General features: G+C 69.0%; 12 protein-coding genes. 5 read left to right on the plus strand and 7 right to left on the minus strand.

Annotated elements, in window-relative coordinates; genetic code table 11:
• Complete coding sequence (amaB, locus tag ACQ66R_RS10650; protein WP_430421778.1) at positions 1-1,524, plus strand: L-piperidine-6-carboxylate dehydrogenase; 1,524 nt, start codon at positions 1-3, stop codon at positions 1,522-1,524.
• Positions 1,525-1,533: 9 nt separating this feature from the next.
• Here amaB and ACQ66R_RS10655 read toward each other — a convergent pair whose 3' ends face one another.
• From ACQ66R_RS10655 to ACQ66R_RS10665, 3 genes are all read right to left on the minus strand, one after another.
• Positions 1,534-2,517 carry a sensor histidine kinase gene (locus ACQ66R_RS10655; protein ID WP_430426251.1) on the minus strand — a complete coding sequence of 328 codons (984 nt, stop codon included), beginning with the start codon at positions 2,515-2,517 and terminating at the stop codon, positions 1,534-1,536.
• 91 nt (positions 2,518-2,608) lie between these two features.
• Entirely contained in the window at positions 2,609-3,097 is a 489-nt protein-coding gene (locus tag ACQ66R_RS10660; protein WP_430421780.1) for a group I truncated hemoglobin, read from the minus strand.
• The gene (locus ACQ66R_RS10665; protein ID WP_430421782.1) at positions 3,097-3,966 is read right to left on the minus strand and encodes a DUF3034 family protein; all 870 of its coding nucleotides are present in this window, start codon (positions 3,964-3,966) and stop codon (positions 3,097-3,099) included. Before ACQ66R_RS10665 ends, ACQ66R_RS10660 begins: the two co-directional genes overlap by 1 nt.
• A gap of 85 nt (positions 3,967-4,051) precedes the next feature.
• Between ACQ66R_RS10665 and ACQ66R_RS10670 the strand changes: the two genes are divergently transcribed.
• Positions 4,052-4,672, plus strand: coding sequence for a methylamine utilization protein (locus ACQ66R_RS10670; RefSeq protein ID WP_430421784.1), 621 nt, complete (start codon positions 4,052-4,054; stop codon positions 4,670-4,672).
• Between the two features lie 119 nt (positions 4,673-4,791).
• The gene (locus ACQ66R_RS10675) at positions 4,792-5,919 is read left to right on the plus strand and encodes a ferritin-like domain-containing protein (protein ID WP_430421786.1); all 1,128 of its coding nucleotides are present in this window, start codon (positions 4,792-4,794) and stop codon (positions 5,917-5,919) included.
• A gap of 56 nt (positions 5,920-5,975) precedes the next feature.
• Here the strand turns inward: ACQ66R_RS10675 and ACQ66R_RS10680 are convergent, their stop codons facing one another.
• Positions 5,976-7,058 carry a citrate synthase/methylcitrate synthase gene (locus ACQ66R_RS10680; RefSeq protein ID WP_430421787.1) on the minus strand — a complete coding sequence of 361 codons (1,083 nt, stop codon included), beginning with the start codon at positions 7,056-7,058 and terminating at the stop codon, positions 5,976-5,978.
• 82 nt (positions 7,059-7,140) lie between these two features.
• Between ACQ66R_RS10680 and ACQ66R_RS10685 the strand changes: the two genes are divergently transcribed.
• On the plus strand, positions 7,141-8,310 hold the full coding sequence (locus ACQ66R_RS10685) for a citrate synthase (protein WP_430421789.1): 1,170 nt from the start codon (positions 7,141-7,143) through the stop codon (positions 8,308-8,310).
• 12 nt (positions 8,311-8,322) lie between these two features.
• Here ACQ66R_RS10685 and gltB read toward each other — a convergent pair whose 3' ends face one another.
• Together gltB and ACQ66R_RS10695 are read right to left on the minus strand one after the other, a co-directional pair.
• Positions 8,323-12,861, minus strand: a complete 4,539-nt coding sequence (gene gltB / locus ACQ66R_RS10690; protein WP_430421791.1) for a glutamate synthase large subunit — start codon at positions 12,859-12,861, stop codon at positions 8,323-8,325.
• Between the two features lie 5 nt (positions 12,862-12,866).
• Positions 12,867-14,312: an NAD(P)-dependent oxidoreductase gene (locus ACQ66R_RS10695; RefSeq protein WP_430421793.1), complete on the minus strand. Its 1,446-nt coding sequence runs from the start codon at positions 14,310-14,312 to the stop codon at positions 12,867-12,869.
• Between the two features lie 228 nt (positions 14,313-14,540).
• Between ACQ66R_RS10695 and ACQ66R_RS10700 the strand changes: the two genes are divergently transcribed.
• Complete coding sequence (locus ACQ66R_RS10700) at positions 14,541-15,341, plus strand: undecaprenyl-diphosphate phosphatase (RefSeq protein ID WP_430426253.1); 801 nt, start codon at positions 14,541-14,543, stop codon at positions 15,339-15,341.
• Between the two features lie 3 nt (positions 15,342-15,344).
• On the opposite strand, the gene ACQ66R_RS10705 is transcribed toward ACQ66R_RS10700, so the two are convergent.
• On the minus strand, positions 15,345-16,322 hold the full coding sequence (locus tag ACQ66R_RS10705; protein WP_430421795.1) for a complex I NDUFA9 subunit family protein: 978 nt from the start codon (positions 16,320-16,322) through the stop codon (positions 15,345-15,347).
• Between the last annotated feature and the right edge of the window lie 70 nt (positions 16,323-16,392).

Here is a 16,392-nt window from a genome sequence, read left to right on the forward strand (position 1 = left end):
ATGACCGTGCAAGCCAAGATCACCTCCGCCGCCGCCGAAGCCGCCGACGTGCTCGGCCGCCTGGGCGTCGCCGAGGCCCTCTGGAACGGCGGGAACCGCCCCGTCCGCTCGCCCGTCACCGGCGAAGTCGTGGCCCATGTGCATGACGCCTCGAAGGCCGAGGTCGACGCCGCCATCGAGGCCGCCCACGGCGCGTTCCTCGCCTGGCGCAACGTACCCGCGCCCCGCCGCGGCGAGCTGGTCCGCCTGCTGGGCGAAGAGCTGCGGGCGGCCAAGGCAGACCTGGGCGCCCTGGTCACCCTGGAAGCCGGCAAGGTCACTTCGGAGGCCCTCGGCGAAGTCCAGGAGATGATCGACATCTGCGACTACGCCGTCGGCCTGTCGCGCCAGCTGTTCGGTCTGACCATCGCCACCGAGCGTCCGGATCACCGGATGATGGAAACCTGGCACCCGCTGGGCGTGGTGGGCGTGATCTCGGCCTTCAACTTCCCCGTGGCCGTCTGGTCGTGGAACTCGGCGCTGGCCTTCGTCTGCGGCGACGCCTGCGTGTGGAAGCCCAGCGAGAAGACGCCGCTGACCGCACTGGCCACCCAGGCGCTGTTCGAGCGCGCCTGCGCCAGGTTCGGCGACGCGCCCGCGGGCCTGTCGTCGGTCGTGATCGGCGGCCGCGAGGTGGGTGAGGCCCTCGTCGACCATCCGAAGGTCCCGCTGGTCAGCGCCACCGGATCCACGGCCATGGGCCGCGCCGTCGGCCCGCGCCTGGCCCAGCGCTTCGCCCGCGCCCTGCTTGAGCTGGGGGGCAACAACGCCGCGATCATCGCACCCACCGCCGACCTCGACCTCGCCATCCGTGGCGTCGCGTTCGCGGCCATGGGCACCGCCGGCCAGCGCTGCACCACCCTGCGCCGCCTGTTCGTGCACGAGAGCGTCTACGACGCCTTCGTCCCGCGCCTGAAGGCCGCCTACGGCACCGTACCGGTGGGCGATCCTCGCGCGGCCGGCACGCTGGTGGGCCCGCTGATCGACAGCCAAGGCTTCGACCTGATGCAGACCGCCCTGGCCGACGCGAAGGCGGCCGGCGGCGGCGTCACCGGCGGCGAGCGCGTCGAGATGGGCGAGGCCTTCTACGCCCGCCCAGCTCTGGTCGAGATCGCCTCACAGGTCGACGTGGTGAAGCGCGAGACCTTCGCGCCGATCCTCTACGTCATGAAATACCGCGACCTGGATCAGGCCATCGCCCTGCAGAACGATGTGCCCCAAGGCCTGTCGTCGTCGATCTTCACGAACGACATGCGCGAAGCCGAGCTCTTCATCTCAGCGCGCGGCTCGGACTGCGGCATCGCCAACGTCAACATCGGCCCCTCGGGCGCCGAGATCGGCGGGGCGTTCGGCGGCGAGAAGGAGACGGGCGGCGGCCGCGAAGCCGGTTCCGACTCCTGGAAGGCCTACATGCGCCGCGCCACCAACACGATGAACTACGGCTCGACCCTGCCCCTGGCCCAGGGCGTGAAGTTCGACGTCTGATGCCCTCGGTCAGGCGGGGAAGATCAGGCGGGTCGTCACGCCGGCCGCGTCGGTGACTTCAACTTGGCCGCCAAGCTGTGCGCCAAGGTTCTTGACGATGCGGTCGCCAAGGCCGGCGCCCGGCTTGGTCTTGGCATGGCCCAAGCCCCGCCCATCGTCGCGGACAGTCAATTCGAACTGGTCGTCGCCTCGGCGGCGCAGGCTGATCCAGATGCGGCCTCCCGGGCGGCCGACGAAGGCGTGCTTCAGGGAATTCATCACCAACTCGGCCAGCAACTGGGACAGCGTGATGAGCCGGGGCAGATCGATGGACTCCTGGGGCATGTCGACATCGACCTGGACGCCGGGAACCCCCGAGATCTCCACCAGATCGGCGGCGAGCGCTTCGAAGGCCGCCTGAAGCGAGCGGCTGGAGGTCTCGGGATCGTACAGGCGCCGGTGGATCCGCGACATGGTGTCGATCCGGACGATCGCAGCGTCGAGGGCCGAACCGGCGTCGTCGGACTTCGGCGCGCTACGTTTCTGCAACTGCAGGATGGCGGCGATGAAGGCCATGTTGTTGGCGACCCGGTGCTGCAGTTCCTGGAACATCGTGCGTTGCTGGTCGTACAGCTTGGATGTCAGCCGCCGCTCCGCGTTCAGGCGTTCGGTCGCCAGGCTCATCAGGTGGATCAGGGCGATGTCGATCGTGACGATGAAGACGTAGAAGCCCAGCGCCAGAACGGTCGGCCCGTTCATCGCGAACGAATTGAACGGCGGGATGAAAAAGTACCAGGCCGCCAGGCCCGAGAGCACGGCGCACAGGATCCCCGGCCACAGACCCGCGACGAAGGTCGTCAGGATCACCGCGGGGAAGAACGTCAGGTAGGGGAAGCCGGGCGGCAGGCCGGCGCTGATGTCCAGGCGCAGGACCAGCGCCGCCGCGAATGCCGCCAGCGACAGGCCGTATCCGGCCCACGGCCGCTCACGCAGCCCGCGATAGGTCTCGAGAATGGTAGCCTGCCCGTTCGAAAAGCCCCCCTTGGCTTGGCCTCAGGATCGCGTCGCGGTCAAGATGGGACGCGACGGTTCGGGTCTTCCCGGGTCAGCGTTCCACGGTCTGCCGCTGCATCGGGGCCAGCTTGGCCAGGAAGCGGTTCTGGACGCGGAACGGTATCTTCTCGCGGTCCATCGCCACCTGCAGGTGCTCAACCAGCGCGTTGAAGTCGGCGTTCTGGACGCCCAGGTCCTTGTGCGCGTCCGCCATCGACCGGCCCGTATAGTCGCAGCCCCCGTTCAGGATGTAGCAGAACTGCTCCTTCAGCGTCCGCCGCAGGCGCACCAGATCGTGGGACTTGAAGATCTCGGAAATGCGCGGGTCGGCGACGCTGCGATCCACAAGCTCATCGACGATCCGATCGACGCCTGCCTGTCCGTGGAAAGCCTCCCACATGGCCTTTTCGGCGAAGGGCGTGGCGCCCGCATTGGCGTTGGACTGGGCGTAGGGCTCGACGGCTTCCTCGTTCGGATGGGTCGGCGACGGGTTTTCAGGCGCGCCGGCGAGCGCGGCGGCGACGATCAGGACCTTCAGCATCAGAAACCTGCCTGCAGCGAGAGGTAGAGGCCGCGCTGGCCCTTGAACGTGGCGACGGTTCCGAGGTCGGCGTAAGCCGCCGTGACCGAAAGGTTCTTGTTCACCGCGTAGCCCGCGAACACGTCGAACCAGTCGTCTTCCTTAAGACCAAGCTTGTTCGGCTTGGTCCGGTACTCGGCGCCGACCAGGAGGCGTTTGGACAGCAGCATGCCGGCCGAGCCTTCGAACTGAACCGTGTAGTCGTCCGCGCCGGGTCCGCCGAAACCCAGGAGGCCGGTCTGGTTGGCCTTGGTGGCGCGCAGCGTCCCGTTCAACACCAGGCTCTCAGCCAGCAGCACCTTGGTGGCGGCGACGTAGACGTCGACCCCGTCGTCATCCTGGCCGCCCAGCAGCCCGATCACCGCGGCTTTGTCGGCGTTCTTGTACTGCACGCCCACCGCCACCTGCGGGACCCAGGTGTCCTGATTGTAGACGGCGTCGCCCAGCACCCGGACCTTCGCCCCGAAGATGTCCTGGTGGAATGTGAACCCCTTGCCGAGGCCCAGCTTGGCGCCCGTCCCCTGGGTGTCGAACGCCTGGCGCGTGTAGCTGAGCTCGACGCGGTCGTAGAGTCCGACCGCGGCGCCATAGGCCCGGAATTGGTAGTCCGGCAGCGCGACCAGCGTGGCATGCGCGTTGGCGCCGATGCCTTCCCGGGTCTCGTAGCCGGTGATGACGGCCCAGCTGGCCAGGCCGCCGCCGGCGGAGCCCTCCACCGTGGTGACGCCGCCGGTCAGCAGCAGTTTGCCCAGCGTGCGGATTTCCTCGGCGGCGGCTGGCGTCGCCGTGAGCCCGGTCGCTGCCGCCAGGGCAATCCAGCCCAGTTTCATGACGCCCTCACGCACAGATCGAGCCGCCACAACTAGACGGGGAAGCCTTTACATCCGGTTCAGGCGATCGACGGTACTAAGGATCATGCGCCGCACACTTGCCCCGCTCGCCCTGGCCGCCGCCTTGGCCGCCGCCCCCGCCGTCGCCGGCGATGTCTCCGTCGAGGTCCGCGACCAGACCGGCAAGCCTGTGCGCGACGCCGTGGTCATGATCCGGCCCGCCGGCGGCGTGCCGCCCGGCACGCCCATGAAGGTGAGCTGGCCCATGGTGATGGCGCAGCAGAACACGCAGTTCACGCCCTACGTCCTGATCGTGCCGCTGGGCTCGACCGTCTCGTTCCCCAACAAGGACAAGGTGCGCCACCACGTCTATTCGTTCTCGGCGGCGAAGAAGTTCGAGCTCAAGCTTTACGGCCGCGACGAGACCCGCAGCATCACCTTCGACAAGCCGGGCGCCGTCTCGCTCGGCTGCAACATCCACGACAGCATGATCGCCTTCATCTTCGTCAGCGACACGCCCTTCGCGGCCAAGTCCAATCCGCAGGGCGTGGCCGTGGTCCAAGCCGCGCCGGCCGGGGCGGCGACGCTGCTGGTGTGGCATCCCGACCTGAAGGCTCGCGCGCCGATCGCTCGCACGCTGGCAGTGGCCGGCGCCGCCCAACGAACCGCGGCCACCATCGAGCTACGGCCGGCCCTCACGCGTTGAACGGTGCGAGCGAACGCGCCGCGCCGTAAGGTTACGAAAGTGACACCCGCGTCACTTTCTTGACTCGTAGCCATTCCGCCATCAGGGTGCCGCCACACAAAACGGTGAGGAACTCCCCCATGGCCGCCGACGGCAACATCACCAAGGACATCATCTACGACGCGGTTGCCCCCGACGACTTCGAGTCCATGCTTGAGCTCGACCGGTACAACAACCGCTCGACCGCCTTCGACAAGATCATCAGCGCGACCCACGATCACTTCTGGGATCCGCTGGACAAGAAGTACATCGACTTCGACGAGCCCTTCGACATGGAGAACCAGATGGTTCTCCCCGAGGACATGGTCGTCTCGCTGCAGACGAAGTACGTCTCCGACCGGCTGTCGGACCCGAAGGACCGCATCCGGTTCGTGAACCAGTTCGCGCTCCGCTCCTTCTCCTCGATCCTGCACGGCGAACAGGGCGCGCTGAACCTGTCGGCCAGCCTCTGCCACGTGCTGAAGGACCAGGGCGCGCAGGAGTACGCGGCGAACCAGACCCGCGAAGAGGCCCGTCACGTGACGGCCTTCGCCAAGTACATCAAGGCCCGCTGGGGCCGTCCGGTCGAGTGCGGCCCGACGCTCAAGGCGCTGCTGGTCGACATCATCGGCAGCCCCGAGGTCTACAAGAAGATCGTCGGCATGCAGATGCTGGTCGAGGGCCTGGCGATGGGCGCCTTCGCCACCTTCTTCAAGGTGAGCAACGACCCGCTGGCCAAGAAGCTGATGCAGCTGGTGATGACCGACGAGGCCTTCCACCACAAGTTCGGGAAGATCTGGGCCGACCGCACCATCCCGCATCTGTCGGAGAAGGAGCATGAGGTCATCGAGCTCTGGGCCGCCCAGTGCTTCCAGACCCTGCTGTTCAACCTGGTCGGGCCGTCGCAGCAGCGCAGCCTGTACGAGGAATTCGGCCTCGACCCGGACAAGGTGATCGAAGAGCTGGCCACCATCATCACCGACGAGAGCCGTCGCGAGGGGATGAAGGAACAGGCCAACATCTTCCGCGTGCTGGTGAAGACCCTGCTGAACGCCGGCATCATCACCGACCGCACCAAGGGCTTCTACGCCATGTACGTCGACATGGACGAGCTGAAGTCCGAGGGCGACGCGATGGTCGGCGATGCGATCGCCGAAGAGGGCATCCGCTACCTCCAGGAGATCAACTTCGCCGACAAGGCCAAGCAGATCCTGATCGCGGCCGAGTAGGGTTCGCGTCGGACAAGGTCGGGGGGCGGCAGGGCGACCTGCCGCCCCTTTGCGTTTCAGGCCGCCTTCTTCGGCATCGGCCCCACGTAGACGCTCGCCGGACGGATCAGCCGGCCGCCGGCGAGCTGTTCGCGGGCGTGAGCCAGCCAGCCGGCCACGCGGCCCATGGCGAAGACGTTGGTGAAGGCGCTGGGGGGGAAGTCTAGGGCCTCCAGCAGCAGCGCCGTGTAGAACTCGACATTCGTCTGCAGCGCGCGGTTGGGCTTGTGCTCGCGTAGGATGGCCAGCGCCGCGGCCTCCACGGCTTCGGCGAACTCGAGCCGGCCCTGGCGCGCGTCCAGCCAGCGAACGGCGGCCTTCAGCGCGTCGGCGCGCGGGTCGCGCACCTTGTAGATGCGGTGACCGAAGCCCATCAGGCGATCGCCACGGGCCAGCGCGCCCTCGATCCAGGCCCTGGCGTTTCCGGGTTCGCCGATCTCGTCCAGCATCTCGATCACCGGACCGGGCGCGCCGCCATGCAGCGGGCCCTTCAGGGCGCTGATGCCCGCCAGGACAGCCGAGGTCAGGCCGGCTCGGGTCGAGGCCACGACGCGGGCCGCGAAGGTCGAGGCGTTCAGCCCGTGGTCGGCCACGGTCACCAGGTAGGTATCCAGCGCATCGGCCTCGGCCGCGCTCGCCGGCGCGCCGCGCAGCATGCGCAGGATGTCGGCGGCATGGCGCAGCGTGGGGTCGGGCGCCACCGGCGCCTCGCCGGCCTGGGCGCGGACCACCGCGGCGGTGAACACCGCCGGCGCGGCCAGCAGGCGGAACGCGACCTGGGCGTCGTCGCCATCGCCCAGGCGGGCGGTCAGCGCGCGCATGGCCTCGATCGGCGTGCGGTCCAGGAGGCCGGTGTCAAGCGCGGCCACCTCCTTGAACACCTCGACGCGCGCGGCGCCCAGGGCGGCGAGGATATCGGCCGGCAGGTCGGCATAGAAGCCGTCGAACAGCAGGCCGACCATGTCTTCGTACGTCGTGCGGCCGGCCAGTTCGTCCAGCGAACGGCCGCGGACGATCAGGACGCCGTTCGAGCCGTCCACTTCGCTCAGCACGGTTTCAGCGGCGACGACGCCTTCCAAGCCATCGGAAGCAGCGGTCATAGGGTTCTCCTTCTCTCTTGCGGAGCGAGGAAAATGCCTTCAACCTTCTACCGTCAATCTTGATCAATATGATCAATATATAATGCCGCAGACCGACTGGATCGCCGCCGAGGAAGCACAGGCCCGCCTGAAGGTGCGGCCCCAGACGCTGTACGCCTATGTGAGCCGGGGCCGGGTGAGCGTGCGGCCCGATCCCACCGATCCACGCCGCAGCCTCTATCGGGCCGCCGACATCGCGGCGCTGACTGAGCGCAAGTCGCGCAGCCGCAAGATTTCCGAGGTGGCCGAGGGGGCTATCAGCTGGGGCGAGCCGGTGCTCAGCTCCGAGATCACCACCGTCAGCGGCGGGCGGCTGTTCTACCGCGGGCGCGACGCGATCCGGCTGGCCGAGACCGAGACACTGGAATCCGTGGCGCGACTGCTGCGCGGCGGCCATGGCGCCGCGCTGAAGCGCACCGACCGGCCCCAGCCACCGCCCGGCCCCGACATGCGCACGCGGGGCTATCTGGCCCTGGCGCAGCGGGCGGCGACCGATCCCCCCGCGCGAGGCCGCGCGCCCCTAGCGCTGGCGGTCGAGGCCGCGACCCTGCTGGACGTGCTGACCGACGCGATCGCCGGCGAGGTGGGCGGCGGCGCGATCCACAATCGTCTGGCGCTGGCCTGGGGCCAGGGGCCGGGCGGGCCGGGCGCCGACCTGATCCGCCGCATCCTGGTGCTGGTGGCCGACCATGAGCTGAACGCCTCGGCCTTCGCGGCGCGGGTGGCGGCGTCGACCGGCGCCTCTCTGGCGGCGTCAGCGCTCGCGGGGTTGTCCACGCTCTCGGGCCCGCGCCATGGCGGGGCGACCGAGGCCGTCCGCCGCTTCGCCGCCGAGGCCGCCGAGCGAGGCCCGCGCGAGGCGATCGCCGCACGGCTCACCGACGACCGCGCCCTGCCCGGTTTCGGCCACAACCTCTATCCCGACGGCGACCCACGCGCCGCCGCCCTGCTCGACCGCTTCACGCCCCCGCCCGGGCTGGCGCGGCTGCAGGAGATGGTCTGGGCCATCACCGGCCAGGCCGCCAACGTCGACTTCGCCCTTATGGCCGGCTGCGAAGCATTGCGCCTGCCGCAGGACGCGCCGTTCGCGCTCTTCAGCGTCGCGAGATGCGCCGGCTGGATCGCCCACGCCATCGAACAGGGCCAGCAGGACCGGCTGATCCGGCCTCGGGCGCGGTACGTCGGTCCGGAGCCGGAACCTTCCCTCCCTTGATGGGGAGGGAAGCTACGCCCGCTCGTGGACCCGTTCTTCGGCCTCGAGCGCGTGATCCAGCCGGCCGACCATCTCCTTCGGGCAGACCTGCAGGAACTGCTTCAGGGCCACATCCCAGTTGCGCAGGAGGTCGGCGGCGAAGGGCGAGCCGGTTTCGGCGGCGTGCTCTTCCACCAGAGCCTTCAGCACGCCCCGCCAGTGGGCCGAGGCCACCGGGCAGGTGACCACGCTGTCGGGGTTCAGCGACAGGCGGAGGCGCGCGTCGGGATCGTGGACGAAGGCCATGCCGCCGGTCATGCCGGCCGCGAAGTTGAAGCCCACAGGCCCCAGGATCACCGCGGTCCCGCCGGTCATGTACTCGAGCCCGTTGGCGCCGCAGCCCTCGATGACCGCGACGGCGCCGGAGTTGCGCACGCCGAACCGCTCGCCCGCCACGCCCGCGGCGAACAGCCGGCCCGACGTCGCGCCGTAGAGCACCGTGTTGCCGATGATCGCCTGCCGGTGCGGGTTGGCCAGCCCCGGCGTCGGCCGCACCACGATGGTGGCGCCCGACAGGCCCTTGCCCACATAGTCGTTCGCCTCGCCCGTCACTTCCAGACGCAGCCCCTGGACCGCGAAGGCCCCGAGGCTCTGGCCGGCCGAGCCCTTGAGCTGAACGGTCAGGTGGCCGGGCGCCAGGCCGTCCATGCCGAACTTGCGGACCATGTGCGACGACGTCCGCGTGCCGATGGCCCGCGCCGTGTTCTGAACGGTATAGGTGAGCTGCATCTTCTCGCCGCGCTCCAGCAAGGGCGCCGCGTCGCGGACGATCTGGGCGTCGAGGGTATCCGGTACTTCGTTACGACCGACGACCGTCGAGTAGGGCTTGTTGGCCCCGGGGTCGGCCTTCACCAGCAGCGGGTTCAGGTCGAGGTCGTCCAGGTGCTCGCCGCCGCGGCTCACCTGCATGAGCAGATCGGTGCGCCCCACGATCTCCTGCAGCGAGCGCGCGCCCAGGCCAGCCAGGATCTCGCGAACCTCCTCGGCGATGAAGGTGAAGAGGTTGATCACCTTCTCAGGCGCGCCGGTGAACTTCGCGCGCAGCGCCTCGTCCTGGGTGCAGACCCCCACCGGGCAGGTGTTGGAGTGGCACTGGCGCACCATGATGCATCCCATGGCGATCAGGCTCGCGGTGCCGATCCCGTACTCCTCCGCGCCCAGCATGGCGGCGATCACCACGTCACGGCCCGTGCGGATGCCGCCGTCCGTCCGCAGCCGTACGAAATGGCGCAGGTTGTTCAGCGTCAGTACCTGGTGGGCCTCGCTGAGCCCCATCTCCCAGGGGCCGCCCGCATACTTGATCGAGGTCTGCGGGCTGGCCCCCGTGCCGCCGACGTTGCCCGAGATCAGGATGGTGTCGGCCTTGGCCTTGGCGACGCCGGCCGCGATCGCGCCGATGCCGGTCATGGCGACCAGCTTCACGGTCACCCGGGCGTCGGGGTTGATCTGCTTCAGGTCGTAGATGAGCTGGGCCAGGTCCTCGATCGAGTAGATGTCGTGGTGCGGCGGCGGGCTGATCAGCATCACACCGGGCGTGGCGTGACGCAGCTTGGCGATCAGCTCGGTCACCTTAAAGCCCGGCAGTTGGCCGCCTTCGCCGGGCTTGGCGCCCTGGCTGACCTTGATCTCGATCTCGCGGCACTGGTTCAGGTACTCGGCGGTCACGCCGAACCGGCCCGACGCGATCTGCTTCACCGCCGAGTTGGGATTGTCGCCGTTGGGCAGGGGCTTGTAGCGGGCGCTGTCCTCGCCGCCCTCGCCCGAGACGCTCTTCGCGCCGATCCGGTTCATGGCGATGTTGAGCACGCCGTGCGCCTCGGGGCTGAGGGCCCCCAGACTCATGCCCGGCGTGACGAAGCGCTTGCGGATCTCGTTGACGCTCTCGACCTCTTCCAGCGGCGCGGGCTTGCCCTCGGCGCGGATGTCGAGGAGGTCGCGCAGCTGGATGGCCGGGAACGTCCGCACGCCCTCCGAGAAGCGCTTGTAGAGGCCGTAGTCACCGCGGTCGCAGGCCGACTGCAGCACGTGGATCATCCGCGCCTCGAAGGCGTGCGCCTCGCCCGAGCGCCGGGCCTTGTAGAAGCCGCCCACCGGCAGGCTGATCGCCGCCGGGTCCCAGGCCTTGCGGTGCAGCTCGACGGCCTTGGCCTCGATGCCGGCCAGGCCGATGCCCGAGATCCGCGACGGCATGCCGGGGAAGAACTCGGCGACCAGGCAGCGCGACAGGCCCACGGCCTCGAAGTTGTAGCCGCCCCGGTACGACGAGATCACCGAGATGCCCATCTTGGAGATGATCTTGAGCAGCCCGCCCTCGATCGCCTTCTTGTGGTTGAGGCACAGGTCGCGAAGGCTGAGGTCGCCCGTCAGGCCGCGCTCCAGGCGATCCAGGAAGCTGTCCTGCGCCAGGTAGGCGTTCACGGCCGTGGCGCCCACGCCCACCAGGACGGCAAACGCGTGCGTATCCAGGCACTCGGCCGAGCGGACGATGATGGAGACGTAGGAGCGCAGCCCCTTGCTCACGAGCCAGGCGTGCACCCCGCCCGTCGCCAGGATCATCGGCAGCGCCACGCGATCCGGCCCCGAAGCCTCGTCGGTCAGCACGATGGTCGAACACCCGCGCAGCGCCGCGTCCTCGGCCTCGGCGCGGATGCGGTCGAGGTTGGCGCGCAAGGCGTCGCCGGCCTGCGCCTCGGGCGCCGGGATCGGCATGGTGCAGTCGACGACGGCGATGTTCTTCTCGCCGATCTCGCCCACCACCCGCAGGAACATGCCGGTGGTCAGGACCGGGCTTTCCATGACGAAGACGTCGGTCTGGGTCTCGTCCTCGGCCAGGATGTTCCCCAGGTTCTTGAACCGGGTCTTCAGGCTCATGACCGCCGTCTCGCGCAGGGAGTCGATCGGCGGGTTGGTCACCTGGCTGAAGTTCTGCCGGAAGAAGTGACTCAAGGGGCGGTACTGGTTCGACAGGACCGCGAGCGGCGTGTCGTCGCCCATCGACCCCACGGCCTCCTTCGCCTCCTCAACCATGGGAGCCAGGATCAGCTCCAGGTCCTCAAGGGTCAGGCCGGCGGCGGTCTGCCGGCGGACCAGCTCTTCGCGGGCATACATGCGGGGCTCGTCGCCGGGCCCGATGCGGGCCTCCAGCTCGACCATGTTGCCCAGCCACTTGTCGTAGGGATGCTCGGCGGCCAGCCGGTCGAGGATCGCCTCCTCGTGGTAGAGGCGGCCCTCCACCAGGTCGACGGCGATCATCCGACCGGGCTCGACGTGGGCCTTGCGCACGATCCGGCTCTCCTCGACCCGGCACATGCCGGCTTCGGAGCCCACGATCAGCAGGCCGTCCGACGTCTCGGCCACCCGCATCGGGCGCAGCCCGCTGCGGTCCTTGCCGGCCACCACCCAGCGTCCGTCGCTGGCGCAGATCGCGGCGGGGCCGTCCCACGGCTCCATCACCGCGTTGCAGTACGAGAACAGCGCCTTGTGGCTGTCCTTGATCTGCTCCGGCGAGCGCGCCGCCCAGGCCTCGGGCATCAGCAGCGTCTTGGCCATCGGCGCCTCGCGGCCGGCGCGCACCAGTACCTCGAAGGTGTTGTCCAGCGCCGCGGAATCCGATCCGCCCGGCTGGATCACCGGCTTGATGTCGTCCTGGTAGTCCCCGAAGGCCCCGGCCGCCATGCGGATCTCGTGGCTCTTCATCCAATTGATGTTGCCCTTCACGGTGTTGATCTCACCGTTGTGCGCCAGCATCCGGAACGGCTGGGCCAGCCGCCACTCGGGGAAGGTGTTGGTGGAATAGCGCTGGTGGAACACCGCCACCGCCGCCTTGAAGCGCGGGTCGGTGAGATCCGGATAGAACTCGTCGATGTGCTGAGCCAGGAACATGCCCTTGTAGATCAGCGCCCGGGCCGACAGCGAGCAGATGTAGAAGTGCTGGATGTTGGCCGCGGCCACGCGCTTCTCGATCCGCTTGCGGCAGAGGAACAGAGCCCGCTCCAGCGCCTCGCCCTCCAGGCCCTTGGGCGGCGACAGCATGATCTGCTCGATCTCGGGCCGCGTCGCGTTGGCCTTCTCCCCGATCACCGAGGTGTCGATGGGCGCCTGCCGCCAGCCATAGATGTAGAAGCCGAAGCGCAGGGCCTCGCTTTCCACGATGGTCCGGCACGCCTCCTGAGCGGCGAGGTCGACGCGGGGCAGGAACACCTGGCCGACCGCGATGGGCCCGGGGCGCACCTTGTGGCCGATGCGCTCGACGTGGGCGGCGAAAAAGTCCTGCGGCACCGAAACCAGCACGCCGGCGCCGTCGCCGGTCTTGCCGTCGGCGTCGATGGCGCCCCGGTGCCAGACAGCCTTCAGCGCGCGGATCGCCAGCTCGACGACCTCGCGGCGCGGCTGGCCGTCGATCGCGCAGACGAGGCCGACGCCGCAAGCGTCGTGCTGCTGCGTGATGTCATAGCCGTTGGCCTCGATGAGGCGGGCGCGGTCGCGTTCGTAGCGGTCGGTGAACTCGGTCATCGTCGTCACTCCGCGGCGATCAGGTCGGCGCGGGCGTGCGCCTCGAGGTAGCGGTGGATGGCCTCGGCCGCGTCGCGGCCATCGCGGATGGCCCAGACGACGAGCGAGGCGCCGCGGACAATGTCGCCGGCGGCGAAGACGCCCGGGATCGCGGTCTGGAGGTTGCGCAGGTCGGCCTTCACCGTGCCCCAGCGGGTGACGGCCAGCTCCGGCGCCGCAAAGGCGGTTGGCAGGTCCTCGGGATCGAAGCCGAGCGCCTTGATGACGAGATCGGCCGAGAGGTCGAAGTCGCCGCCGGGGACTTCCTCCGGCGCCTGCCGACCCGAAGCGTCCGGCGCGCCCAGGCGCATGCGCGCCGCCACGACGCCGGCCGCCTTCAGCGCGTCGCCCGTCACGGCCTTCGGCGCGGCCAGCCATTCGAAGACCACGCCCTCTTCCACCGCATGGCTCACCTCGCGGTCCGAACCCGGCATGTTGGCGCGGTCGCGACGGTAGAGGCAGGTGACCGAGGTCGCGCCCTGGCGGATGGCGGTGCGCACGCAGTCCATCGCGGTGTCGCCGCCGCCCACCACCACGACTGCCTTGCCCCTGGCGTCCAGGGCGCCGGAGTCGAAGTCCGGCACGGCGTCGCCCAGGCCCTTCCGGTTGGAGGCGATCAGGTAGTCCAGCGCCGCGACCACGCCGGTCGACCCGGAGCCCGGGATGGCCATGTCGCGCGCCGCGTAGACGCCCGTGGCGACCAGGACGCTGTCGTGCTTCTCGCGCAGCTGGGCCAGCGTCGCATCGCGACCGACCTCGAAGTTCAACACAAAGACGACGCCGCCCTCGGCCAGCCGGCGCGTGCGCCGCTCGACGATGTCCTTCTCCAGCTTGAACCCGGGGATGCCGTAGACCAGCAGGCCGCCGGGCCGGTCGTGGCGGTCATAGACGGTGACGTCATAGCCCAGCTCGCGCAGGCGCTCCGCCGCCGCCAGACCCGCCGGTCCGGCGCCCACGATCCCCACCGAGCGGCCTCGCGCTTCCCCGGCGGCCAGTGGCTTCACCCAGCCCATCTCCCAGGCCTTGTCGGTCAGGTACTTCTCGACCGAGCCGATGGTGACGGTGCCGTGACCCGACTGCTCGATGACGCAGTTGCCCTCGCAGAGGCGGTCCTGCGGGCAGATGCGGCCGCAGACCTCGGGCATGGCGTTGGTGGCCTGGGAGAGCTGGTAGGCCTCCTCCAGCCGCCCCTCGGCGGTCATCCGCAGCCAGTCGGGGATGTTGTTGTGGAGCGGACAGTGCGTCTGACAGAACGGCACGCCGCACTGGCTGCAGCGCGAGGCCTGCTCAGTCGCCTTGGCGTCGATGAACTCGCGATAGATCTCGTGGAAGTCGCCCGCGCGCGCGGCAGCGTCCCGCTTCTCAGGCGTCGCCCGCGGCGTGACCGTGAACTTCAGCATGCGCTCGGCCATGGGGCCTCTCAATCTGTCCGAGCCGGCCATCTAGAGCGCGATTTCAGCGCTGGAAAGGTCATTGTCTATTTTATGGATTATATGAGCGGGCGTTCGAAGCGTTCAGCAGGCGTCCCGTTCTTCATTCGCCTATTTAGTCCAATTTTAAGATCATTGCGTTTCTCCCTATGGTCGGAGTACGGGTCGGTCGTCGCCGAATCCCTCGCGATTTGAAGTGAGCGCGCCGTGCTGCCGGACTGGGTCTATGCCGTCATCCTGGGGATCATCGAGGGCCTGACAGAGTTCATTCCGGTCTCGTCGACCGGCATGATGCTGCTGGCCAAGCAGGCTCTGGGGCTGCCCAACGGCTTCTGGGACACCTTTGCGGTGATGATCCAGCTGGGCGCCATCCTGGCCGTGGTCGTCCTCTACTTCGGCAAGCTCTGGAAGCAGGTGGTCGGCCTGCCGACCGACCCCGAGGCGCGGAAGTTCGCGCTGACCGTGATCGTGGCGTTCCTCCCCTCGGTGGTGCTGGGCCTGATCTTCCACGACTTCATCAAGGCGGTGCTGTTCGACAACCCGACGGTCCAGTGCATCTCGCTGATCATCGGGGGCGTCGTCCTGCTGTTCATCGACCGCCTGGCCCCCAAGCCCGTGGCGCACGATCCCTTCAAGCTGCCGATCCTGAAGGCGCTGGCCATCGGCCTGTTCCAGGTGCTGGCGATGATGCCGGGCGTCTCACGCTCGGGCGCCACCATCGTGGGCGGCATGCTGTTCGGCGTGGAGAAGCGCGCGGCCGCCGAGTTCACGTTCTTCCTGGCGATCCCGACCATGCTGGGCGCGTTCGTGCTCGACGCCTGGGAAAGCCGCGATCAGCTGACCGCCGATACGATGCCGCTGATCGCCATCGGCTTCGTGGTCGCATTCCTGGTGGCGATCGTGGTCATCCGCACCATGCTGGCGGTCGTCACCAGCCGCGGCCTCGCGCCGTTCGGCTGGCTGCGGATCGCGATCGGCGGCGTCGGCCTGGCGCTGCTCAACTTCGCCTAGGGCTTAGGCCCGACCGGCTTCCATCTCGCGCGCGTCCTGGTCGGCGTACTGGCCGCCCTTGCGGTAGCGATAGAGGTAGGTCGGCAGGATCGCTTCTAGCGTCGTGGGCGTGACGCCCAGCTCCCTGAGGCCGGGGTATTGGCCGCTGACCACATTGTCGACGGTCAGGCTTTCGACCTGGTCGGCGGTGACAGGCGGGGGCAGCAGGAACGACCCGAAGTCGGCGACGCTGCCCAGCATCCGCGCCACGGGCCACGGCACGGGAACGAGCAGGCGCCGCTGCCCGGTTTCGGCGAGCAGCATCTCCATCAGCGCCTTGAAGGTGAATACGCCGGGACCGCCCAGCTCGTAGGTCTGCCCCGCGGCCTCGGCGTCGCTGACCACACGGGCCAGAGCCCGGCCGACGTCGCCCACGAACACGGGCTGGAAGCGCGTCTCGCCGCCGCCGATCAGCGGCAGCGCGGGCGAAAGCTGGGCCATGGCGGCGAAGCGGTTGAAGAAGCCGTCGCCGTTGCCGAACACGATGGAGGGCCGCACGATCACGGCGTCGGGACGGACTTCGCGAACCGCGGCCTCGCCCTCGGCCTTGGTGCGGGCGTACTTCGACGGGCCGTCGGCGTCGGCGCCGAGCGACGACATCTGAACCACCCGACCCACGCCCTGGGCTGCGGCCACCTCGGCCACGGTCTTGGCGCCCATCGCGTGGATGGCCTGGAAGCCTTGGCGGCCGGTCTCGCGCAGCACGCCGGCGAGGTTCAGCGAGGCGCCGGCGCCCTGCAGCGCGCGCTCGATCGAGGCGCGGTCGCGGATGTTGGCCTGAACGACGTCGATCTGCCCCACATCGCCCAGCAGGCGCATCTTGTAGGCCAGGTTCGGGTTGCGAACGGCGACGCGCACGTTCCAGCCGGCCTTGGCCAGGAACCGGACGGCCTGCGTGCCGACGAAGCCGGAGCCCCCGAAGACGGTGACGAGGTTCTGCATGGCGGTTTCAAATACCCCTGGAAGTCGCCTGCGGATTAGACGATGCGGCCGCGCGCCGCAATGCATGCTC

Origin of the sequence: Phenylobacterium sp., assembly GCF_965284355.1 — a bacterium.
Lineage (GTDB): Bacteria > Pseudomonadota > Alphaproteobacteria > Caulobacterales > Caulobacteraceae > Phenylobacterium.